Raw genomic sequence first — 21,577 nt, 5'->3', positions numbered from 1 at the left:
ATCTGAAGAGCATCTGTCGCATACCCACAGATGTCGGCTACACTACCCTGTCCCGATCACCATCGGCAGGGAGCCCCATGCAGGACGACCGTTATTCCCTCGCCCAGCGCTGGCTGCACTGGATCACCGCTGCGCTGGTCCTCGCCGCGCTCGGCGCCGGCATCCTCTTCTTCACCCTCGGTTTCGAAGGCCTGATGAAGACGTTCGGCACCGATCTCACCAACGCGATCTACAAGTACCACAAGACAGCGGGCGTGCTCGTGCTCGCGCTGATGCTGCTCCGCCTCGTCCTGCGCGTCCGCCTCGGCGCGCCGCCGAAGCCGGAGAGCCTGACCCCGCCCGAGCGCATCCTCGCGACCGGGGTGCAGCACCTGCTCTATCTGATGCTGATCGCGCTCCCCATCCTCGGCTGGGCGGCCACCGCCGCCGGCGGCTATCCGGTGGAGTTCTTCAACTGGAAACTCCCGGGCCTCATCGCCAAGGACCCCGAGCTTTCGAACACACTCTTCCGGCTTCACGGCCTCGCGGCGCTCACGGTCGCCGGTCTGATCTGCCTGCACATCGCCGGCGCGCTCCGGCACTGGCTGATCAAGAAGGACGGGGTGATGCGGCGGATGAGCTTGTTTGGGTAACTCTAATTGATATCGCGAATGCGAATTCCTTGAGGTTAGCATTCACCGGCAAGTAAACCGCGCGCAATCAAATCCTCAACGTGAGCACGACAATCATTGGCATAACGTCCATACCCCGGATTGAATGCTCGAACGCAGATTTGAATTTCCTGCGCTAGCTCGATTGTTCCTGAGGCAAATTCGCGCAGTTCTTCAATCAGGGGATTACGGACTTCAAGCCCTGCCGCGCGCCTTCGACGCCCCTCTCTAGAGATTTCAAGGGAGTGAGCAAGTTCTGTGTGCCTAAATTCCCGAATGTGGCGCAATGCATCTGCTTCTTTCATCTGGCAAATCATCTGAAGGATTTTGCCTCGACGCTCAATTTGCTCTCGCGCTCGGTCGTTAGCGTCGCGTAGAGCTGCTGATCGGCACAATGCCCTCGCACGCTCCCTATCGTGCATGTCTTTCATACCGCTCATTGAGAGCTCTTCGCCTAATCGTCGTTCTGAATCCAGCACATCAAAAATCAAGCTTCTAGAAAATCCGGGAGTTTGCAGAAGCATTTCCAACCGTGGAACGGAATCAGTATCATTGTGCTTGTCCCATAGACGCGCAACGCAGAGCGCGGCTGATGAGAGAACTGCATTTACTATCCAGTTATATGCGTGCGCCGCCCTTGAGCGAGGATAGTCTCTTGCTTTCTCATTGAGCGCTTCGAACAGAGCCAAGTTTTGGATAAGCACGCGACAGTTATTGTCAATTTTTTGAATCACCCGGCTCCGATCAGCATCTTCAGCATTCTGCTGATTAATCAGTTCACTGACCTCTCGATCCAAGAACCCATCGATTTCCGACATACTCGCAACTCAAAAAGACAAATTCAGCACTGGGCCAATCTCTCTCAATCTTATCATTTACAAAATCACCCCGCCTCACGCCTCCAAGCCATGATGATCCCGCCGATCACCAGCAGCAGGACGAGCACACCCGGCAGCAGCGGCACGGTGCGGACTCCCGTCACGACATAATCCTCGTTCCGGATCAGCCCCGCCCAGTCGCGGCCTGCCGTCGCGCGGCCGGCGCGGACGCGGCGAAGGTCGGGGACCGTCTCCTCGGCGCCCCAGGTGACGGAGCCGCCGGTCTGCTCGGCGATCGGGCCGAGCCATTCATCTGTCGTGCGCACGTCCGAGAGTTCGATCGGATTGAGCGCGCCGACGGCGGCGAGCTTGGTCAGGGTGCCGTCGGCGAAGCTGTGCAGCCCGACCTGGTCGGTGGTGAAGCTGGCCTGGCCGCGGCCGGGGCCGGTACGGGCGAGGGGCAGGGTGATCGTGCTGCCGTCGGGCGCTGTCATGGTCACGTCCGGCAGCTCGCCGTCGAGCGAGCGGCGGATCACCTCGATCTCCTCGCCGCGCACGCGGACCCGGAGATCGTTCTCCTCCAGGTCCGGCTCGCGCATCAGCCAGTGGGCGGTGCGGCGCAGCAGCTCGGCCTGCGGACCGCCGCCGTCGAAGCCGCGGGTCCAGAGCCACATCTGGTCGGTCAGCAGATGCGCGACCCGGCCCTCGCCGAAACGGTCGAGCACCAGCAGCGGGCGGCCTTCCGGACCGTCCATCAGCACCACGCCGCGCAGCACGTCGGCCTCGATCTGGCGGAACCAGCGGCCCCAGGTCGCCGCTTCCGCCTCGATCCCGTCGGCGTCGAGTTGCGGTGCGCCGCTGAGGCCGGAGGTCACCGGATGGCGATGGCCGTCGAGCGTGGTATGGGCGCGGAACGGCGCCTCGATAATGGCGCCGGTCGGCAGCGCCGGCAGGACCTCGCCGAGCGGGGTATTGGCGAGCGAGAGGCGGGAGGCGAAGGGCGGACCGCTCGCCTCCAGAAAGGCGCCGCCGCTGCGCACGAACTCGACGATGTTGCGCAGGTAGCTGCGCGGCAGCACACCGCGGCGCTGGTACTGGTCGAAGATGATCAGGTCGAACTCGTCCAGCTTCAGCTCGAACAGCTCGCGCACCGGGAAGGCGATCAGCGAGAGCTCGCGCACCGGGGTGCCGTCCTGCTTCTCCGGCGGGCGCAGGATGGTGAAATGCACGAGATCGACCGAGGGGTCGGCCTTCAAGAGGTCGCGCCAGGTGCGTTCTCCCGCATGCGGCGCGCCGGAGACCAGCAGCACGCGCAGCCGGTCGCGCACGCCGTTGATGGCAAGGACGGCGCGATTGTTCTTCACCGTCAGCTCGTCCTCTCCCGGTCCGGCCATCAGCTCGACGATGGTCTCGCCGCCATGGGTGATCGGGATCTCGATCTCGACCAACCGGTTGGCACGGATCACCTGATCGGGACGGGCGACGCCGTCGATCGAGAGGCTGAAGGGCACCGCCGCCGCTTCCTCCGCGTCCTCGACCCTGATCTTCGCCGTGACGGAGCGGCCGACGACGCCGAAGGAAGGGACATGTTCGACCACGAGGCGGCGGTCGCGTTCGCCCCGCCTGCCGGTCAGGATCACATGCAGCGGCGCGCCGGGATCGCGGCCGCGCAGTTCCTCCACCCGGTCGTGGCTCTGCCCGTCGGTCACCGCCAGCACACCGGCGAGACGACCCTGGGGCACATCGTCGAGCACGTCGCGCAGGGCGGCGAAGAAGCGGGTGCCGTCGCGGCCGCTGCCCGCCCGAGCGCGTCCGCCGTCCAGCGTGACCACGCGGAGGTCCAGATCCTCGAAATCCTGGAGCTGGCCCTGCAGGTTTTCGGCGATCGCCGCCGCCCGGTCGGCGCGGCCATCGATGCTCTGGCTGGTGCTCTCGTCGAGCAGCAGCACGGCGATGTCGTTGCGCGGATCGCGGTCCTCGGAGATCAGGTAGGGGTTGGCCAGCGCGGCGACCAGCACGGCGAGCGCGAGACTGCGCCAGACCGCGCCGCGTCCGCGCATGAGTGCGGTGTAGATCACCAGCAGGATCCCGGAAGCGGCGAAGAGCGCGATCGCCCACCAGGGGATCATCGGCGAGAAATCGATGCCGACGGCGGAACCGATCATTGCCGCGACTCCTTCATTGCCCCAGCCTCTCGAGAATGGCGGGGACATGCACCTGGTCCGCCTTGTAGTTCCCCGTCAGCATGTACATCACCAGGTTGACCCCGGAGCGGAGCGCCATCTCGCGCTGGATCTCGCCGCCCGGCACCACCGGGAACTGGTAGAAGCCATCGTCGGACTTCGCCCAGGCCGCGGCCCAGTCATGGCTGCCGACGATGACCGGCGAGACCTCGCTGGACCGGTCGCCCTCGTCCTGCTGCACATAGAGCCGGCCGCCTTCGTAGCGACCGGGGAAGGACTCCAGCAGATAGAAGGTCTTTGTCAGGACGTGGTTCTCAGGTACCGGCGCGAGCGCAGGGATATCGAGCTCGCGGGTCAGCGCGCGCAGACGCTGCAGGCCCGGCCCTGCGCCGCTGCCGCTGTCGATCCGGTCCCTCGTGTCGAAGAACAATGTGCCGCCGTTGCGCATATAGAGGTTGAGCCGCGCCACACCGTTCGGCGTGAGGTCGTTCTGCGCCTCGGTGACGGGCCAATAGAGCAGGGGGAAGAGCGAGAGCTCGTCGACCTCGACATCGACCGCCATCGGCTCCAGCGGTTCGACCGCGGTGCGCTGGGTCAGGATTTCGGTGAGGTTGCTCAGCCCGGAGCGGCTGATCTCGTCGACTTCCCGGTCGCCGGTGATGACATAGGCGAGCCGGGTGGCGAGCGCCGCCCGCATGATCCACCGTTCCTCCTCGCTCATCGGCGCGCCGCTCGAGATGATGTTCTGTGCCTGCACGGCGGCCGGAGCCGCCGCGAGCGCAGTGCCGAGCAGGAGAATCGCCGCGGTCTCGCGCACCCGCGCGTTGCCGACCCCCGGCACGAGGCCGCGCATCACCAGGGTGATGACAAAGTCCGCCAGCAACAGGAGCACCGCGGCACTCAACGCCCAGGGCGCCAGGTCGAGTTCGTCGCCGCCGCCGTAGCTGACCCGCGCAGTGCCGCCCGGCAAGGCTGCAAGCGGCGCCATTTTCGCCGCTTCCGGCCCGAGATTGACCGCCGTACGGGAGAGTTCGCTGCCATAGTATCCGGGAGGATGCTCGTGGTTCACCGCGGCCGCCTCGCCCTTGAGGAAGGAAATGGCGCGTGCGCTCGCCGGCGGGGAGACAAGCTGACCGAAGCCGTCCAGTGTCTCGACCGGCGCCGCCGTCCCGCCGTCCGCCCTCTGCCCGACCCCGGCGCTGACCGCGACGATGCGCCGGAGCATCTCGACGAAGGCGCCCGACAGCGAGAGATCGCTCCAGTCCGTGTTCGCCGTGGTGTGGAACAGCACGATGCGCCCGTCGCCGCGCGCCGCGGCGGTGACGATGGGCGTGCCGTCGGCGAGGCTCGCCCACGTCCGGTCCGCCAGTTCGATCGAAGGCTCGGCCAGCACCTGCTTGTAGATCAGCACGTTGTCATAGTCGGGCAGGTCGGCGAACGGTGTTTCGCCGTCGAACGGTGCGAGCGCGGCCGGCTCCGACCAGGAGAGCACCCCGCCGAGCGAGCGGTCGCCGCCGCGCAGCCGGACCGGCAACAGCTCCGACTCGCCGAGCCCGCGGTTCTCCAGGCTGGCGGCGGCGAGCCGCGGACCGGCAAAGCGGACCAGCGTGCCGCCTTTTTCGACCCAGTCGAACAGCTGCTGTTTCTCGGAAGGCGGCAGCAGTCCGGTATCGGGCAGGGCGATAACGGAGATGTCGCGTTCGAGAAACTCGGCCAGCGTGCCCCGGCTGACCTCGCTGAAGGGCGACAGCGCCCGGTCGATGAAGAACATCTCCTCAAGCAGCGGCTGGGAGTCGGCGAAACCGGTGCCGGCGACGAGGCCGACCGGGCGGCGCCGGAAGCTCTCGTCCAGCAGCGCGACGGAGGCCGCGCCGGGAAGATCCACAAGCTCAAGCCGGGCAAGCTCGTTGCGGAGCTCCAGCGGCAGCTCGACATCGACCTCCGCCGCCGGTTCGCCCTCGGCGAAGGTGGCGGTTGTCCGGGTCAGCACCCGCCCGTCTGTCGCCACGGCGCGGATGTTCACGATCTCCTGCGCGCCGGCATTCAGCCGCGTGACCCTGGCGGTCAGCGCATTGCCGTCGCCGATCCGCGCGGTCAGCGCCATCGGCTGCTGGCCGCCCTCGTAGACCGTCAGGGCTCCGAACCGGATCAGCCGCTCGGCCAGCGCCGCATCTTCCGCGTCCTCGACCCCGTCGGTGAGCCAGAAGACGGAGGCAGGCCGTTCGATCGGCGCCGCCTCGATCCGTTCCGCCGCGACGGAGGGCACGCCGGCCCATGGCTGGGGCGCCAGCCCGTTCACGAAGGTGCGGGCGGCTTCGGGCGCCATCAGGCCGCCGCGCTCCAGCGCCGCCGAGTCGGAGAACGCGGTCGGGAACACGGCGATGGCCCGGCCGGCCCGCTCGGTGCGTTCGATCAGCTCCAGCGCCGCCGCCTTGCGCTCCGGCCAGCCCGGCGCCGCCGCCCAGCCGTTATCGACGACGATCACCACCGGCCCGCTCCCTTCGAGTTCCTGCTTTGCGCCGATCAGCGGCTGCGCCAGGGCAAGGATGACGAGCGCGGCGAACAGCAGGCGCAGCAGCAGCAGCCACCAGGGCGTGCGGTCCGGCGTCTCCTCCGGCGATTGCAGCCCGTAGAGCAGCCTGATCGCCGGAAAGGCGACGGTGCGGGGGGCCGGCGGCGTGATCCGGATCAGCAGCCAGATTGCCGGCAGAGCGATCAGGCCGGCGAGGAGCCAGGGAGAGGCGAAGGCGAGGGGACCGAGGCTCAGCATGGTGTCTGCCTCACCCGTTCTGCCGCGTCATCGCGGCATAGAGTTGCAGCAGGGCGGCTTCCGGCGCCTCCGAGGTCACATGCTGGGCGAAGAACCAGCCGGCCTTGCGGCAGGCGTCCTTCAGGCGGGCCCGGTGCAGCGCCAGTTTATCGACATAGGCCTCGCGTACTTTGTCTGCGCGGCGGAGCAGGTGCGCGTGCTCGGCTTCGGTGCCTTCGAAGCGGATCCGGCCCTGAAACGGGAAGGCCTCCTCTGCCGGGTCCGTCACCTGCAGCAGAAATCCGCCGATGCCGGAGGCGGCATAGTGTCCGATGATCGCGGAATAATCCTCCGCCGGCTCCATGAAATCGGAGACCATCACGGCAACCGCGTGACGTGGCAGGTGTTCCAGCGACGGCAGGCTGGCGGCGCTGCTGCGCGCGTTCTCCAGCGTGTTGGCGAACAGATTGAGGCCGCTGCGCCCGCCGCGCGGGGGCGTTCCCTCGCCGAGCAGGGCGATGCGTTCGCCGGCTTCTGTCAGCAGCGCTCCGAGGGCGAGAACCAGGAGATCGGTGCGCACCGCCTTTTCCGGCAGGGTGCGATCGGACGCGAACCGCATCGATGGCGAGGCGTCGCGCCAGATCCAGACACTCTGCGAAGCCTCCCATTCCGTCTCGCGGACATAGACCTCGTCGCTCCGCGCCGTGCGGCGCCAGTCGATCCGGCGCACCGAGTCGGTGACCTGGTAGGGACGGAACTGCCAGAAGGCCTCGCCCATGCCGACGCGGCGCCGTCCGTGCATGCCCTGGGAGACGGTCGCGGCGACCCTTTCCGCGGCCACAAGGAGCGGGGGAAACTTACCTGCGAGTTCCTCGGCGTGATGACGCATTCAGGGCGTCCCGGCTCAGCGATGGTCGGCCAGCAGCCGCTGGATGATGTCGTCGAGCGAGATGCCTTCGGCGCGGGCCGCGAAATTCAGCGCCATGCGGTGCCGCAGCACGGGCGGCGCCAGTTCCAGAACATCCTCGATCGAAGGCGAGAGCCGGCCGTCGAGCACCGCCCGGGCGCGCGCCGCGAGCATCAGTGCCTGGCTGGCGCGCGGCCCCGGCCCCCAGGCGACATGACGCTTTACCTCCTCCACCTCGGTGGTCTCCAGGCGGCCGGCACGGACGATCCCGAGAATCGCCTCCACCACGCTCTCGCCGACGGGGATCTGGCGCAGCAGCTTCTGCGCCTCGATCAGCTCGGGGCCGCTCAGAACCGGCTCGACCTTGATGTCTTCGCTGCCGGTGGTGGCGAGCAGCATGCGGCGCTCGGCGTCATGGTCGGGATAGCCGACATCGATCTGCAGCAGGAAGCGGTCGAGCTGGGCTTCGGGGAGCGGATAGGTGCCTTCCTGCTCAAGCGGGTTCTGGGTCGCGAGCACGAGGAAAGGAGAAGGCAGCTCGTAGGTATGGCCGCCGACGGAGACCGTCCGTTCCTGCATCGACTGCAGCAACGCCGACTGGGTCCGCGGACTGGCACGGTTGATTTCGTCCGCCATAAGGATCTGCGCGAAGACCGGACCCTTCACGAATCGGAAGTGGCGTTTGCCGTCGTCCGATTCCTCGAGGATCTCGGCGCCGATGATATCGGCGGGCATCAAGTCCGGGGTACATTGGATGCGCTTGTCGTCGAGGCCGAGTACGATGCCGAGTGTCTCGACGAGACGTGTCTTGGCGAGACCCGGGACGCCGATCAACAGCGCGTGACCGCCGGCGAGCACGGTAGTCAGGGTCTGATCGACGACGTCGCGCTGGCCGAAGATCACCGCCTCGACCTGGGCCCTGGCTTTCGCCATGCGGGCGCCAAGGGCATCGATTTTTTCGACGGTCTCGGTCTCGAGCCGTTGATCGAGAGTGGAGGAATTGGTCATGGACTCTATACTTCCTTCTAGTCAATGGCCCGCCGGAACCGGTCGGCGCACGCCCAGGAACCCATAGAAGCAGCCAATACCGATGACCGCATCGAACGCGTCTTCCGATCCTCCCCCCACATCAGATCAGTTAGAGCGTATCGCAGCTGCAGCAACTGGGAAACCGGAACCGCGCAAACAGATCGACATGGGGGACTACGGGATCCGGATCGATCGCGACGGCACCTGGTATCATCTTGGAACTCCTATCAATCGGCTTCCGCTGGTGAAGCTTTTCGCCACGGTCCTCCACCGTGACGAGGACGGGGGTTATTCGCTCCGCACGCCGTTCGAACGCGGCCGAATCACGGTTGATGACGCGCCCTTCACGATCGTGGAGGCATGGTACGACGATACGGGGTCTCCGGACGTGACAAATAGAAGTCTCATGCTCCGCACGAACCTTGACCGTATTGTGGCCGCCGGCCCCGAACACCGGATCCGGGTCGAGACCAACCCGGAGAACGGCGAGCCGCGTCCCTACATCGATACCGGAAACGGACTGGATGCGCTGATCACAAGATCGGTATTCTACGATCTGGTCGATCAGGCGGTTACGCTGGAACGCGATGGGGAAACAGTGCTCGGTCTCTGGAGTGACGGCATCTTTCACGAACTGGGATCGATATGACCGGGATTATTGACGCGGAGCGGCTGCGCATGGCGCTGACACGCGCCGTCGAGAACGGTGCCGGGCGCGGCGATCACGACCTCAATCCGGGAATGGAGGCCACCGGACGTCAACGTCCGGCCGCCGTCCTGATCCCGGTGGTCGAGCGCGAGGGCGGTCTCACGCTCCTCTTCACGAGGCGGTCTGACGATCTGCCGGTACATCCGGGCCAGATCAGCTTCCCTGGAGGTCGGGCGGAAACGCACGATGACGGGCCGGCCGACACCGCGCTCAGGGAAACGGAGGAAGAGATCGGCGTGCACCGCCGGCATATTGAGGTGGTGGGGCAACTCGATCTCTACCGCACCCGGACCGGCTTCGAGATCACGCCGGTCGTCGGTCTGCTGACACCGCCTTTCGACATGAGACCCGAGCCGGGCGAAGTGCAGGAAATCTTCGAGGTGCCGCTGCCCTTTTTTCTGGATCGCTCCAACCACGAGCGACATAGCCGCGAATGGAACAACCAGATGCGCAGCTTCTACGCCATGCCCTACGGCGACTACTATATCTGGGGGGCAACGGCCGGCATGCTGGTGAATTTCGTCGACGTTCTGCTGCCCCGCGTCGATGCCTGACGGCGGCGCCTGAACCCGGAACCCGACGCATGCGGATTTCTCCGAAACCCTGGATGACGGCTCCCGAGACCCGCGCAGTCATGGAGATCCTGAATCGCGACGGCGACATGGCGCGGTTCGTCGGCGGCTGCGTCCGCAGTGCCGTGCTCGACCTGCCGATCGCCGATGTCGACATCGCCACCCGCTACACCCCGGAAAGGGTTATCGAGCAGCTCCGGGATGCCGGTATCCGCGTCATTCCGACGGGCCTCGACCACGGCACCGTCACCGCGGTCGTCAATCACGAGCATTTCGAGATCACCACGCTTCGGCTCGACGTCGAGACCGATGGCCGCCGCGCCGTCGTCGCGTTTACGGAGGACTGGCGCGAGGACGCGGCGCGGCGCGACTTTACGATGAACGCCATGTTCCTGCGCCCCGACGGCAATCTCGATGATCCTTTTGGCGGGCATGGCGACGCGCTGGCCGGCAAGGTCCGCTTCGTCGGCGACCCGACGACGCGAATCCGGGAGGATGTGCTCCGGATTCTGCGCTTCTTCCGCTTTCATGCCTATTACGGCAAGGGCGAGGTCGACCCGGCCGGACTCAAGGCCTGCCACGACAACGCGGGTCTGATCGACTGTCTCTCCGGCGAGCGGATCAGGGTCGAATTCCTCAAGCTTCTCTCGGCGCCGTCCCCGCTCCCGGTGCTCCAACTGATGGTAAATGCGGGCGTGCTTCCGGTGTTTCTGCCCGGCCCCTACGATCTGGAGGCGCTCTTGCGCCTGACCAGCATGGATGCCGGTTCGCCCGACCCGATTCTCCGGCTCGCGGCTCTCGCGCCGGAGCGGCCGGGCCATGCGTTTCGCGCCTCGAGCCGCATGCGGTTCTCGAATGCCGAAGCGGCACGTTTTCATGCGCTCTCCATCTCCGAACTCGACCCGGACGCGGCTACGGCCCGCTCCGAGATTTACCGCCTCGGCAATGCTTTGTTCGAGGATCTGGTCCGTCTGCGGGTCGCTCGGGGCGTCCTCGCTTCCGCTGATGGAGAAGCCTTGATCGGCGTCTCGCGTTCCTGGCCGAAGCCGGACCTGCCGGTGCGCGGCGCGGATCTGGTGGAAATGGGGCTTGCCGCCGGCCCGGCCGTCGGCGAGGCTCTCCGCCGGCTCGAGGCTTGGTGGATCGCGCGGGATTTTGTCCCGGACCGGGACGCCTGCCTTGCCGAAACCCGCCGCATAATCGCCGAGGACAAGACATGAGCGACAAGACTGCCCGTACCGCCGCCAGACTTCACGCGGCATTCCAGAACGGCGCGCCGATCGCCGATATTCCGGAAGGCGACGCGCCCGCCACCCAGCAGGAGGCCTTCGCAATCCAGGATGCCGTCTTCGCCCTGCTCGGCCACACGCCCGGCGCCTGGAAGGTCGGCGGCAGCCCGGGCACCGAGCCGACGGCGGCGCCGATCGCCGCCTCGAAACTCTATTCCTCTGGACAGGTTCTGGCGCCGGAGGCACACCGCAATTTCGGCGTCGAGGCGGAACTCGCCTTCCGTCTCGACCGCGACCTCCCGGCGCGCGACGTTCCCTATACGGCGGAGGATCTGCGTGCGGCGGTGGCGAGCCTGATCGTCACCATGGAGATCGTCGAATCGCGTCTCCGGGACTGGCCGAAAGTGGATCCGCTCTGGGCGCTGATGGACTTCCAGGCGAACGACTCACTCGTGCTCGGCACGGAAATGCCCGTGCCGGACGCGCTTGATATCCCGAATCAGCCGGTCCGGGTGCTGTTCGACGGCAAGGTTGCCTTCGAGGATACGGGCAGCTTCAAGGGCGGCGATCCCTTCACCCTCATGGCCTGGCTTGCCAATCACGTACCGGAGCGTACCGGTTCCGAGACGGGACGCGGCCTCAAGGCGGGCGATGTAATCACGACCGGATCCTGGAACGGGGTCTCGTTCGCAGGTCGCGGCGTTGCGGCAAGGATCGAATTTCCGGGTTTGGGAGAAGCGGAGATGCGCTTCGGCTGACAGGTTGGAGCCGGCGACTCAGACGACGATGCTGACGCCCCGCGCCCTGCTGACATTGGGCTGTTCGCTCAGGAACTGGAGCACTTCGACCGTCCTGCTGAGGCGCTCGTTAAAGTTCTGGATCGAGAGCTCGTTCGGATCGACGGCGTAGTTGGGAACGTCCAGCGGGTCGCCGGTCAGGCGTTGGTCCTCGCTGACGAGATCGCCAACGCGCACGGACTCAGGGCGACCGTCGAGGGCCACCGTCTCCACACTCTCCACTCCGGACAGCGGGACGAGGCGTGCCGCAATGTCGGTCGATTCCTCTTCCCCTTGCAGACCGAGCCTGATCTCCTCGCTCTCCCCGTCCTCGCCCTGCTGGACTTCGCGCAGCCGCGTCGGATCCGCGAATGGCCGGGGCGGCTCCTCTGTTTCCCCGGCTTCGATCTCTTGCACCGGTCCGGTCGTCGCCCGTGCCGGTTCGCCGGTTTCCTGGGCCTGGGAGAGAATGGCCGGATTGACGAGCGGACGGGGCGCCGGCGGCGACTCCCGGTCGTTCTGCTCCTCCGCCGGCACCTGTGCCGGTTCGTCGGTCCGGGCCGAGAAGCGCTCGTTGCCAACCGGTTGCACCACTCCGGAACGCGCACTCACCCCGGAAGGCGCGGCAGGTCCTTCAGGCGAAACGGATGTTGGAAATTGGAGCGCTCCGGATATCGACATCTCTCATGCCAAAAAATTTTAGCCCTCCGGCAACCCCTTCGCCGGATGGTAAATGAGAGGTTAACGCAATCTCAAACCGAACCCAACTGAAATAGGAGTATCACTTGGTGCCTCAAAGGCCGTCGGGGGCCGGCCAGATCACCTGCGGCGGCATGCTCATCAGGATGGCTTCCACGTTTCCGCCGGTTTTCAGGCCGAAGAGGGTGCCCCGGTCGTAGAGCAGGTTGAACTCGACATAGCGTCCGCGGCGGACCAGCTGGTGGTGCCGTTCCGCCTCCGTCCAGTCTTCGTTCATGCGCCGGCGCGCGATCGCCGGATAGGTCTCGAGAAAGGCGCTTCCGATGTCACGGGTAAAGGCGAAATCCTGCGCGAAATCACCGTCGACATAGTCGTAGAAGATCCCGCCGACGCCGCGCGGCTCGTTGCGGTGTTTCAGGAAGAAGTACTCGTCGCACCATTGCTTGAACTTCGGATAATAGGCCGGATCGTGCTTGTCGCAGGCGGCCTTGAAGCCGCTGTGGAAGGCGTCGGTGTCGACCTGTTCCGGGACCATGGGCGTCAGGTCCGCGCCCCCGCCGAACCAGGATTTGGTGGTGGTGATATGCCGCGTGTTCATGTGCACGGCGGGCACCTTGGGCGACTGCATGTGCGCGACAAGTGAGATCCCTGAGGCCCAGAAGCGCGGATCCTCGTCCGCGCCGGGGATCGATTTGCGGAACTCCTCGGAAAAGGTGCCGTGAACGGTCGAGACATTCACCCCGACCTTCTCGAAAACACGGCCCTGCATGATCGACATCACGCCACCGCCGCCGCCTTCGCGCTCCCAGCTCTTGCGCTTGAAACGGCCGGCCGGCCGCTCCTTCAGCGGACCTTCGTAGTCGTCCTCCATCTTTTCGAACGCGGCGCAGATGCTGTCGCGCAGGGATTCGAACCAGGTGCGGGCTTCGTTCTTCTGGTCTTCGGTCGAGATATACATGGGCCAATCCGGTCACGGGCGCGATGTGCGGAAAATCGTTCTCCGCGCCCGGTTTAGCCGGAAGCCCGGAGTTCTGTCGAGTGCCGGTAGGTTCCGGAAGAGATCAGAGGTCGAGAACGCCGCTGCCGGGGAAGACTTTGCTCTCGGTCACGTCCTTGGCCTTGGAAAGCGCGCGAACCGTTTCCGCGTCGAGCGTACCACCGCGGAACAGGGTCTCGATTTCCTGCAGCGGTCGCAGGTCGCCGCGCCGGAAGGCGGCCAGTGCGTCATTGACGAGGCGCAGACGTTCCAGCGCCTTCTCGACCGCCGTCGCCTGCGCCTTGTTCGGCTCGTCTTGTGCTGTCGGCTCGTCGATGCTGAAAAGACCGCTGACAACGCCGGTCTGTTTCTGTGCGTCGGTCAGCGGGAGTCTCTTTCCCGCGAAGGACAGCAGCTCGACATCGCCGGCAGAAACCTTGCCGTCCCGGACCAGCCCGACCTCGATCGAGAGCTGGGAAACGCTGGAAGAGACGGCGCCTTCCCTGTCGTTCGAGCGAAATTGCTGGCTGACGCTCGAAATGCGGATCTGGATCCCGCTGACGCCTGGGTCTTCGAGGGCCTTCTGCGTCAGGTCCTTCAGGCTGTCAAACGCTTCCTCCAGGAATGCCTCTGAGTCGCCCTGCTTGTTGAGGGCGCCGAAGACGGTTCCGAGTTCGCTACCCAGTAGGTCTTCGAGAGCGCCTTGAGTGCGGGATTCGGACGTGATCGACGCGGAAAATGCGACGGGGGTGGCAGTCCGGAAGGTCGGCAGCGCGGCTGGTTGCTCTCCGCGTGCAGTCACGGAGGACCCGACGGTCCGCGCCTCCGGCGGAGTCGCACGCAAAAGAGACGGCAGAGCGGAAATGGATGTCATCGGTTCGGCTCCATTCTGGACCCTATGCTCACCCGGGGCGGCTTGTCCCAAACCGGTATTATACCGGAACCAATCGATAGTTTAACTCAGCTTGCAGTAGGAGTCACGCGAGCCGGCGCACCACGTCCTCGGGGGTTGGCGGCTCCCCGTCGTCTTTCGCCGGTTCGGAGGTCGCGCCATCCGCCGTGGCCGGTCTCCCGGGCGCAGGGGAGGGCGCGGCGGCAGGTTCCGGCGCCGGGTCGGGCGCAGGTGCGTCGACGACATCAATTTCCCCCGCGATCAGGGGCAATTCGGGCGCTGCGGGCTCGGAGACCGCTTCCGGTGGCAGGCTGACGAGGGTCGAGACCCTGGGGGGCTGTTTCCAGGTCAGGCTGGCGAAATGGCCGCAATTGCCGCAGGACACGGTCCAGACCTCGGCGGTGGCGCCGCAATCGGAACAGGTCCAGGCGGGGTCGGGGGCGGCGGCACTGGCCCGTTCCAGCAGCGCGCGGGCCTCGCCCGCATCGCCGCGCTCGGCCTGCGCAAGATAGGCGAGCAGCCGGAAAACCGAGGCCCGGCGCTCCGCGGCCGGCACTTCGTCCAGCGCCGCACGGGCTTCGCCCCAGAGTTCTGCCGCAATGGCCGCCTCGGCAAGCGCGATTCGACCGGCGGTGGTTTCCGATGCCATGCCGACAAGCTTCCGGATGTGCTTAAAACGCTGGGCCGGAGCGTCCTCCGGCCAGAGATCGGCATAGAGCTTGGCGAAGCTCGGGTTCGGCGCCAGTTGCCAGGCGTCCTCCAGCAGCTTCTGGGCTTTCTTGGTCCGCCCCCTGGAGGTCTCGGCGGCGACAGCGATTTCCACCGCGGGCGCAAAGGCCGGCTCGACCTTCAGGGCGCGCTGCGCGAAATCGGCGGCTTCGGAGAGCTGGCCGTCGGCTTCCTTCAGGCGGGCTCGTTCCATGTCTATTGCGACGCGGTAGCGCTTGGCTTCGCTCTCTGGAATGAGATCGCGGCGGACGGCATCGAACAGGGTCTTCTGTGCCTCGTCCCAGTCTTCCACCTCGGTCTCGAGCGTGAAAAGGGTCCGGGCGGCGAAGGCTGAGTCAGGCCGCAGGTTGCGCGCCTGACGCGCCAGGGGCAGCGCGGCTTCCCTGTCCCCCGCATCCAGTGCCTGGCGAAGCTTGCCGACAAGGCCGACGAACTTGGTCTCGGGACTCTCGGTCAGCGCATCGAAATAGCGCCCGGCGGCGGCATTGTCGCCACCGAGAGCTGCCGCCTGTGCGGACAGCAGCCGGGTCTTGGCGGGATCGTCCAGCAGTCTCTCGGCCCGGCGGGCCTGCTTGCGGGCTTCCTCGGCGTCACCGGCTGCGATCGCCGCCATGCCGAGGCTGAGCGCATTGACACCGTCCTCCCGGCGCCGCGCCGCGCGGCGGTCGAGAAACCCGCCGGGCAGTCCAAGCAGGCCGCGCACCAGACGGTAGGCGAAGAGCAGCAGATAGAGCGCGATGAGGAGGATCAGCAGGGCGACCGCGAAATAGGTGTCGATCCGGTACCCGAGCCACTCGACCGAGAGCCGTCCCGGATTGTCGGCCAGTTGGATCGAGGCGAAGACAAGCACGCCGACGAGGATGAAAAATCCGAAGATCCTGAACATGGTGCTACCCCGCCTTCGCGACGGAGGAGAGCGCGGCGCCGCGGAGCCGAGAAACCGCGTTGTCGACTTCGAGTCGGGCCTTGGCAGCAGCGATCCAGTCGCGCGCACGGTCCGCCGGAGCGCCGCTCAACTCCTCGAGCGCGGAGACGGCGCCGGAAAGGTCGCCCGCATTGAGGGCGGTTTCGGCACGGACCAGAACGGCATCGACCCCGGGGCCGTCGGCGACGTCCGTACGCCGCACGGTCACGAGCGAGGCCACCGTGTTGAGGGTCTTGCCGACAAGACCCTCGTCGCTGCCCGCGATCCTTGCCTGGGTCACCGCCTTCGCCAGGTCGTCGAAGCGCTCGGTGAGCGCGGCGCTTGTCTCGACCCCGCCGCTATGGCGCGAGAGCGTGGCGATCGCTCCGGAGGTTGCCGGGTTTTCGTCGGCGGCGAGATCCTGCACGGCGGCGACCTGGCCGGCAAAGGATGCGGAGGTGGTCGTCACGGCCTCGAGCTGTCCGACGGCGAGGAGCAGCAGTCCGGCGCGCTCCCGCTCGGGAGCACGCTTCTCCGCCAGCTGGCGGACCGCGGCGAGTTCGGCTTCGAGGCTGGCGATGCGTTCGCCGGCGCCGCTTTCGGCGGTTTCGATGCGGCTGGACACGGCGCTGAGATCGGACGGGGAAACCTTCTCTTCGGATTCGAGCACGACAATCCGCTCGCGCAATGTGCCGATGGTGCTGAGAAGCGCTTCATTGACCGTGGAACCGTTTCCACCGGCGCTGTCGGCGGCGATCGCCGGACGCGCCGCGAGCTCGTCCACGCGCCCCTGCAGAGCCTCGATCTGGGCCTTCAGTCCCTCGATCGCGCCGGATTGCCCTTCCGAGCCGGTCTCGAGAGCGCTGAGCGCGCCGGAGGTTTCTCCCGCGACTCGCACCGCGTCGTCGGCGGCGGCTTGCGCAGCTTGCAGATCTTCCGTCAGAGTTTGAATCCGCATTTCAAGCGCGACGACCCGGTCGGTGAGCGCTGTCAGCGGATCAGGCTTGGCTTCGGTTGCCGGTTGCGGCTCGGCCGCGGGCCCCGCAGCCTGTTCCGGCGCCGTTCCGGCAGGTGTCCCGCGCAGGAACGCGATCACGTCCGAGACGACACCGTAGAAGCCGCTTTCCGGCACCTCGGGAACGGTAACCGGAAGACCGTTCTCTTCCACGAATTCTTCTGCATGATCCTGCCAGAGCGGGTAGAGCGCCGCCGCGACACCGCCTGCGAGAAGCAGCAGGACAATAAGGATCCCGACCACTTTCGTGCGCGACGAAAACAGCGTTCTCGGGGCCGGGCCCTCGGCCGGGTCGGCCTCGATCACCGTCGCATCCTCGACGTCCTTCAACGTCTCCACGGCCTCTTTGTCGGAGAGGCCGTCGGTATCGTTCTTTGGATCGCTCATCGCCTCAGGTCTTCCCATTGCCACGGCATCGGACGCGCCGTATCCCAGTCAGGTTCCGCCGCCATCGAAGCATCAAGGCGCAGCGGAATCAGCAATTTTCTTCAAGCGCCTTTGTTACATAGGGCTGACAACAGCCCGAGTAAGTCCTTCTTCGTCGGCCGCTCCGCGACCCGGACCGCACCCCATGGAAGCGCTGCAACACTGTCGGCCACCGCCTGGCTGAGGCAGAAGGCCGTCATGCCGGAACAGCATGCGGCCAAGTCCGCGTGGTCGACAAGGGAGGTGAAATTGCGTCCCGTCTTCGGCGAGAAGAACAAGACACCATCCAGTTCCCGCCCGCGCAGCGCCGCCGCGGCTCCGGCGGGAAAGCTCTTTGCCGGTACGCTTCTGTAAGCGACGATGCGTCGCACATCGTAGCCGCTCTGCAAAAACGCCTCCTCGATGTCACCAGCGACTTCCTCGGCGCTTAGAAAAACGAGCGTACCGTCAGCCGGTTTCATCCGGAGCCGTATCAAGGCAACAAGATCCGCCGCATTGCCTGCTGCGCTTTCCACGTCCTCGAAGCCCCGTGCGCTGAGACGCTCGGCTGTTGCATCGCCAACCGCATAGACCGGGACGGAGCGCTCCGGTGTGAAGCGGCTCAGCGCTTCGGCGCCGTTGCGGCTGGTGACGATGAATGCGGCCGGGCGGAGCGAGCGGTCCGGTTGAGGGTCGAGAAACTCATAGGACAGCATCGGGGCGAGCGCGCTGTCGATCCCGTCTGCGGCGAGATCCGCCGCCAGCGATTGCGCATCCTCGAGCGCCCGCGTGACGAGGACGCGCACGGCTCTCAGACCTTGTAGTCCGGGCCGGCCTCGGCGATAAGAAGTTCTCCGACCGCAAGGCCGAGCGCTTCGGGGGCGTCCGCCGAGCCCGTTGCTTCAGCTGAACAGAGCCCCGAACCGTCGAGCGCGGCCAGGCAACCGCGCAGTCTGAGGGCCCCGTCGGCGGTGAATTCCGCGAGACCGCCGATCGGCGTCCGGCATGAACCGTCGAGCCGCGCCAGCATGGCCCGTTCGGCCCGGACCCGGATCTCGCTCTCCGCGTCGTTGATCGCCCGGACCCAATCGTAGATGCGCTTGTCTTCGGGGGTGTTTCCGATCCGGCACTGCACGCTGATCGCGCCTTGCGCGACAGCCGGGAGCATCTCCTCCGGCTCCAGGACCCGGGTCGCCCGATCGCCGAGGTCAAGCCGTATCAGGCCGGCATAGGCGAGCAGCGTCGCGTGGCAGACACCCTCCTCGAGTTTGCGCAGCCGAGTTTGCACATTCCCGCGATAGAGAATGGTCTTGAAGTCCGGACGGCGCGCCAGAAGCTGCGCCGCGCGGCGCACCGACGCGGTCCCGATCACGGCGCCCTGAGGCAACCCTTCGATCGTGTCCGCCACAGGTGAAAGGAGAGCATCGCGCGGATCCTCGCGCGGCAGGATGGCCACCAGCTCGGTGCCTTCGGTGAGGAAGGTCTCGACGTCCTTCGTGGAATGCACGGCGATATCGATCCGGCGCTCAAGCAGGGCGGCCTCGATCTCCTTCATGAAGAGGCCCTTGCCGCCGATCTCCGCCAGCGCGCGGTCCTGCACCTTGTCGCCGGTGGTCTTGATCACGACGATCTCGACGGCCCCCTCGGGTGCCAGTTCCGGGTGCATCTCGCCAAGCCGGCGCTTGGTCTCGTAAGCCTGGGCGAGCGCGAGTTTGGAGCCGCGCGTGCCGAGGCGGATCAGGGCATCTGCTTTCGACTGGTCTTCCATGGGCGGACTGTGTAGACCGGAGCGCATGGCATTGGAAGCGCAAAGAGAAACCGGGGAAAACGCTCTGGTGCTCGGGATCGAGACGAGCTGCGACGAGACCGCCGCGGCGGTGGTCGACGGCGCCGGGCGGATTCGTGCCAATGTGGTCTTCAGCCAGATCGAGGACCATGCGCCGTTCGGCGGCGTGGTCCCGGAGATCGCCGCACGCGCCCATCTCGATCATCTGCGTCCGGTGATCGATCGCGCGCTGCAGGAGGCCGGTATCGGTTTCGACGCGCTCGACGCGGTCGCCGCGACCGGCGGACCGGGGCTGATCGGCGGTGTGCTGGTCGGCACCATGACGGCGAAGGCGATCGCCATGGCGCGCGGCATTCCCTATCTCGCGGTCAACCATCTGGAAGCGCATGCGCTGACCGCCCGGCTGACCGATCAGGTTTGCTTTCCCTACCTGCTGTTGCTGGTTTCCGGCGGGCATTGCCAACTCATCGCTGTCGAGGGACTAGGAAAGTACCGGCGCCTCGGAACCACCATCGACGATGCGGTGGGCGAGGCCTTCGACAAGACCGCGAAACTGCTCGGCCTGGGCTATCCCGGCGGTCCGGAGCTCGAGAAGGCGGCCGCGAAAGGCATCCCGGACCGCTTCGACCTGCCGCGGCCGATGGTCGGCAAGCCGGGATGTGATTTCTCCTTCTCCGGGCTGAAGACCGCGGTCCGACAGAAGGTCTCGGCGCTCGGCACGCCGTCGGAGCAGGACATCGCGGACATCGCCGCCGCGTTCCAGAAGGCCGTTGCCGCGAGCCTCGTGAATCGCTGCCGCAACGCTGTCCGTATGTTCTTCGAGACACACGGCGCAGGGCATGCGCTCGTGGTCGCAGGTGGTGTGGCCGCGAACAAGCATCTCCGCACTGCGCTCTCGGAACTGGCGCAGAAAAGCGGCATGGAGTTCATCGCGCCGCCGATCGGGCTCTGCACCGACAACGCGGCCATGGTCGCCTGGGCCGGGATCGAACGGCTGCGGGCCGGCGAGAGCGACCCGCTCAGTTTCGCGCCCCGGCCGCGCTGGCCGCTCGACCCGGGCGCGCCCAAGGCCATCGGCGCGGGAGTGAAGGCGTGACGATCGAGCGCATCGCCGTGCTCGGCGCCGGCGCCTGGGGCACCGCGCTCGCGCTTGCCGTCCAAAGGGCCGGACGGGCGGTCACTCTTTGGGCCCGCCGCCCCGAGCAGGCCGGGGAGATGCGCCGGCTGCGCGAGAACCGGGTCTACCTTCCGGGCATCCGGTTGCCGGACGAACTCGAGGTGACCAGCGATCCCAAGACCGCGGTCGACGGCGTCGAGGCCCTGCTCTTGGTCGTTCCGGCTCAGCATATGCGTGCCGCGCTCTCGGCTTTCGCGATCCCAGCGGGCGTGCCGTTGGTCTCCGCCGCGAAGGGGATCGAGAACGGTACCGACAAGACCATGAGCCAGGTTCTGGGAGAGCTGCTGCCGGACAACCCGGTTGCCGTCTTGTCCGGGCCGAGCTTCGCCGGTGAGGCCGCATTGGGCAAGCCGACCGCCGTCACCCTCGCGTCCGCCGACAAGGCGCTGGCTCTGGAACTGGGCGAGGCTTTCGGCTCCAGCACCTTCCGGCCCTATGCCTCGACCGACCTGGTCGGCGCCGAGGTCGGCGGCGCGGTGAAGAACGTGCTCGCCATTGCCGCCGGGATCGTCTCCGGGATGGAACTCGGGGAAAATGCCCGCGCCGCGCTGATCACCCGCGGCCTCGCCGAGGCTACCCGTTTCGCCGTCGCGCTCGGCGGCAGACCGGCGACTCTCATGGGACTCTCGGGGCTCGGCGATCTGGTGCTGACCTGCTCGAGCACGAGCTCGCGCAATTTCACTCTCGGAGCGCGGCTCGGAAAGGGTGAGGCGCTGGCGGACATTCTCGGCGGGAGCCCGTCCGTCGTCGAGGGTGTCTTCACCGCGGCGGCCCTGCACCGCCGCGCCCGCGCGCTCGGCGTCGAGATGCCGATAGCGGAGGGGGTCGATGCGGTCTTGAACCGGGGCATCGATCCCGGCACGGTAGTCAAAGAGCTTCTCTCCCGGCCGATCGGCTGGGAGATCACGGACGCCCGACCGTCCGCATCCTGACCGACAAGGAGACTTATTCGATGGCCTACTGGTTGTTCAAATCCGAGCCCAATACCTGGTCCTGGGACGATCAGGTCAGGAAGGGCGCGGAAGGCGAAGGCTGGGACGGGGTGCGCAACTACCAGGCCTCGAACAACATGAAGGCCATGAAGGTCGGAGATCTCGGCTTCTTCTACCACTCGGTCAACGAGAAGCAGATCGTCGGCATCGTCGAGGTGATCGAGGAATACCATCCGGATCCGACCGACGCGAAAGGCCGCTTCGGCATGGTGACCGTGAAGGCGGTGAAACCGGTCGAGAAGCCGGTGACCCTGGCGGATATCAAGGCGGAGCCGCGGCTTGAGGATTTCGCCCTGGTGCGCCAGTCCAGGCTCTCCGTCGTGCCCGTGACGGACGATCAGTGGAAACTGATCCTCGGCATGGCCGGAACCAGACTCTAG

General features: G+C 66.4%; 20 protein-coding genes. 8 read left to right on the top strand and 12 right to left on the bottom strand.

The features are described from left to right. The first annotated feature begins 77 nt into the window (after positions 1–77). Complete coding sequence (locus tag ACOOE1_RS11160) at positions 78–632, top strand: cytochrome b (protein WP_420402271.1); 555 nt, start codon at positions 78–80, stop codon at positions 630–632. A gap of 35 nt (positions 633–667) precedes the next feature. Here the strand turns inward: ACOOE1_RS11160 and ACOOE1_RS11155 are convergent, their stop codons facing one another. The 5 genes from ACOOE1_RS11155 to ACOOE1_RS11135 all read right to left on the bottom strand — a co-directional run bounded on the left by ACOOE1_RS11155 (position 668) and on the right by ACOOE1_RS11135 (position 8,315). Beyond that, on the bottom strand, positions 668–1,468 hold the full coding sequence (locus tag ACOOE1_RS11155; RefSeq protein WP_420402270.1) for a hypothetical protein: 801 nt from the start codon (positions 1,466–1,468) through the stop codon (positions 668–670). A gap of 65 nt (positions 1,469–1,533) precedes the next feature. Then, positions 1,534–3,633, bottom strand: coding sequence for a hypothetical protein (locus ACOOE1_RS11150; protein WP_420402269.1), 2,100 nt, complete (start codon positions 3,631–3,633; stop codon positions 1,534–1,536). Between the two features lie 13 nt (positions 3,634–3,646). Next, on the bottom strand, positions 3,647–6,421 hold the full coding sequence (locus ACOOE1_RS11145; RefSeq protein WP_420402268.1) for a DUF4159 domain-containing protein: 2,775 nt from the start codon (positions 6,419–6,421) through the stop codon (positions 3,647–3,649). A gap of 10 nt (positions 6,422–6,431) precedes the next feature. After that, entirely contained in the window at positions 6,432–7,289 is an 858-nt protein-coding gene (locus ACOOE1_RS11140; RefSeq protein WP_420402267.1) for a DUF58 domain-containing protein, read from the bottom strand. 15 nt (positions 7,290–7,304) lie between these two features. Continuing rightward, the gene (locus ACOOE1_RS11135) at positions 7,305–8,315 is read right to left on the bottom strand and encodes an AAA family ATPase (protein WP_420402266.1); all 1,011 of its coding nucleotides are present in this window, start codon (positions 8,313–8,315) and stop codon (positions 7,305–7,307) included. A 187-nt stretch (positions 8,316–8,502) separates the two neighbouring features. Between ACOOE1_RS11135 and ACOOE1_RS11130 the strand changes: the two genes are divergently transcribed. From ACOOE1_RS11130 to ACOOE1_RS11115, 4 genes are read left to right on the top strand one after another with little or no spacing between them, the layout of a single operon-like run. Further along, complete coding sequence (locus tag ACOOE1_RS11130) at positions 8,503–8,985, top strand: DUF1285 domain-containing protein (protein WP_420402265.1); 483 nt, start codon at positions 8,503–8,505, stop codon at positions 8,983–8,985. Then, positions 8,982–9,599, top strand: a complete 618-nt coding sequence (locus ACOOE1_RS11125; RefSeq protein WP_420402264.1) for a CoA pyrophosphatase — start codon at positions 8,982–8,984, stop codon at positions 9,597–9,599. Before ACOOE1_RS11130 ends, ACOOE1_RS11125 begins: the two co-directional genes overlap by 4 nt. Before the next feature lie 29 nt (positions 9,600–9,628). Further along, a complete protein-coding gene (locus ACOOE1_RS11120; protein ID WP_420402263.1) occupies positions 9,629–10,837 on the top strand; it encodes a CCA tRNA nucleotidyltransferase in 1,209 nt (402 codons plus the stop codon). Continuing rightward, on the top strand, positions 10,834–11,604 hold the full coding sequence (locus ACOOE1_RS11115) for a 2-keto-4-pentenoate hydratase (RefSeq protein WP_420402262.1): 771 nt from the start codon (positions 10,834–10,836) through the stop codon (positions 11,602–11,604). Before ACOOE1_RS11120 ends, ACOOE1_RS11115 begins: the two co-directional genes overlap by 4 nt. 18 nt (positions 11,605–11,622) lie before the next feature. Here ACOOE1_RS11115 and ACOOE1_RS11110 read toward each other — a convergent pair whose 3' ends face one another. The 7 genes from ACOOE1_RS11110 to hemC form a co-directional block, all read right to left on the bottom strand. Then, positions 11,623–12,216, bottom strand: coding sequence for a hypothetical protein (locus tag ACOOE1_RS11110; RefSeq protein ID WP_420402261.1), 594 nt, complete (start codon positions 12,214–12,216; stop codon positions 11,623–11,625). Positions 12,217–12,415: 199 nt separating this feature from the next. After that, positions 12,416–13,279, bottom strand: coding sequence for an oxygen-dependent coproporphyrinogen oxidase (gene hemF / locus ACOOE1_RS11105; RefSeq protein WP_420402260.1), 864 nt, complete (start codon positions 13,277–13,279; stop codon positions 12,416–12,418). 103 nt (positions 13,280–13,382) lie between these two features. Next, positions 13,383–14,171 (bottom strand): hypothetical protein, encoded by a 789-nt coding sequence (locus ACOOE1_RS11100; RefSeq protein WP_420402259.1) that lies wholly within the window; start codon positions 14,169–14,171, stop codon positions 13,383–13,385. Positions 14,172–14,274: 103 nt separating this feature from the next. After that, on the bottom strand, positions 14,275–15,804 hold the full coding sequence (locus tag ACOOE1_RS11095; RefSeq protein WP_420402258.1) for a heme biosynthesis protein HemY: 1,530 nt from the start codon (positions 15,802–15,804) through the stop codon (positions 14,275–14,277). 4 nt (positions 15,805–15,808) lie between these two features. Next, positions 15,809–17,224 carry a COG4223 family protein gene (locus tag ACOOE1_RS11090; RefSeq protein WP_420402257.1) on the bottom strand — a complete coding sequence of 472 codons (1,416 nt, stop codon included), beginning with the start codon at positions 17,222–17,224 and terminating at the stop codon, positions 15,809–15,811. 101 nt (positions 17,225–17,325) lie between these two features. Next, a complete protein-coding gene (locus tag ACOOE1_RS11085) occupies positions 17,326–18,048 on the bottom strand; it encodes a uroporphyrinogen-III synthase (protein ID WP_420402256.1) in 723 nt (240 codons plus the stop codon). Between the two features lie 5 nt (positions 18,049–18,053). Beyond that, positions 18,054–19,010 carry a hydroxymethylbilane synthase gene (gene hemC / locus ACOOE1_RS11080; protein WP_420402255.1) on the bottom strand — a complete coding sequence of 319 codons (957 nt, stop codon included), beginning with the start codon at positions 19,008–19,010 and terminating at the stop codon, positions 18,054–18,056. A 31-nt stretch (positions 19,011–19,041) separates the two neighbouring features. On the opposite strand from hemC, the gene tsaD reads away from it, so the two are divergent. The 3 genes from tsaD to ACOOE1_RS11065 are packed head-to-tail and all read left to right on the top strand — an operon-like array spanning position 19,042 to position 21,577. Next, positions 19,042–20,124, top strand: a complete 1,083-nt coding sequence (gene tsaD, locus ACOOE1_RS11075) for a tRNA (adenosine(37)-N6)-threonylcarbamoyltransferase complex transferase subunit TsaD (protein ID WP_420402254.1) — start codon at positions 19,042–19,044, stop codon at positions 20,122–20,124. Continuing rightward, positions 20,121–21,137, top strand: coding sequence for an NAD(P)H-dependent glycerol-3-phosphate dehydrogenase (locus ACOOE1_RS11070; RefSeq protein ID WP_420402253.1), 1,017 nt, complete (start codon positions 20,121–20,123; stop codon positions 21,135–21,137). The genes tsaD and ACOOE1_RS11070 overlap by 4 nt, the downstream gene beginning before the upstream one ends. A 20-nt stretch (positions 21,138–21,157) precedes the next feature. After that, complete coding sequence (locus ACOOE1_RS11065; protein ID WP_420402252.1) at positions 21,158–21,577, top strand: EVE domain-containing protein; 420 nt, start codon at positions 21,158–21,160, stop codon at positions 21,575–21,577.

It is taken from the genome of Nisaea sp. (genome assembly GCF_965216895.1).
Classification (GTDB): domain Bacteria; phylum Pseudomonadota; class Alphaproteobacteria; order Thalassobaculales; family Thalassobaculaceae; genus Nisaea.
This window is presented reverse-complemented; position numbering and strand designations above follow the sequence as displayed.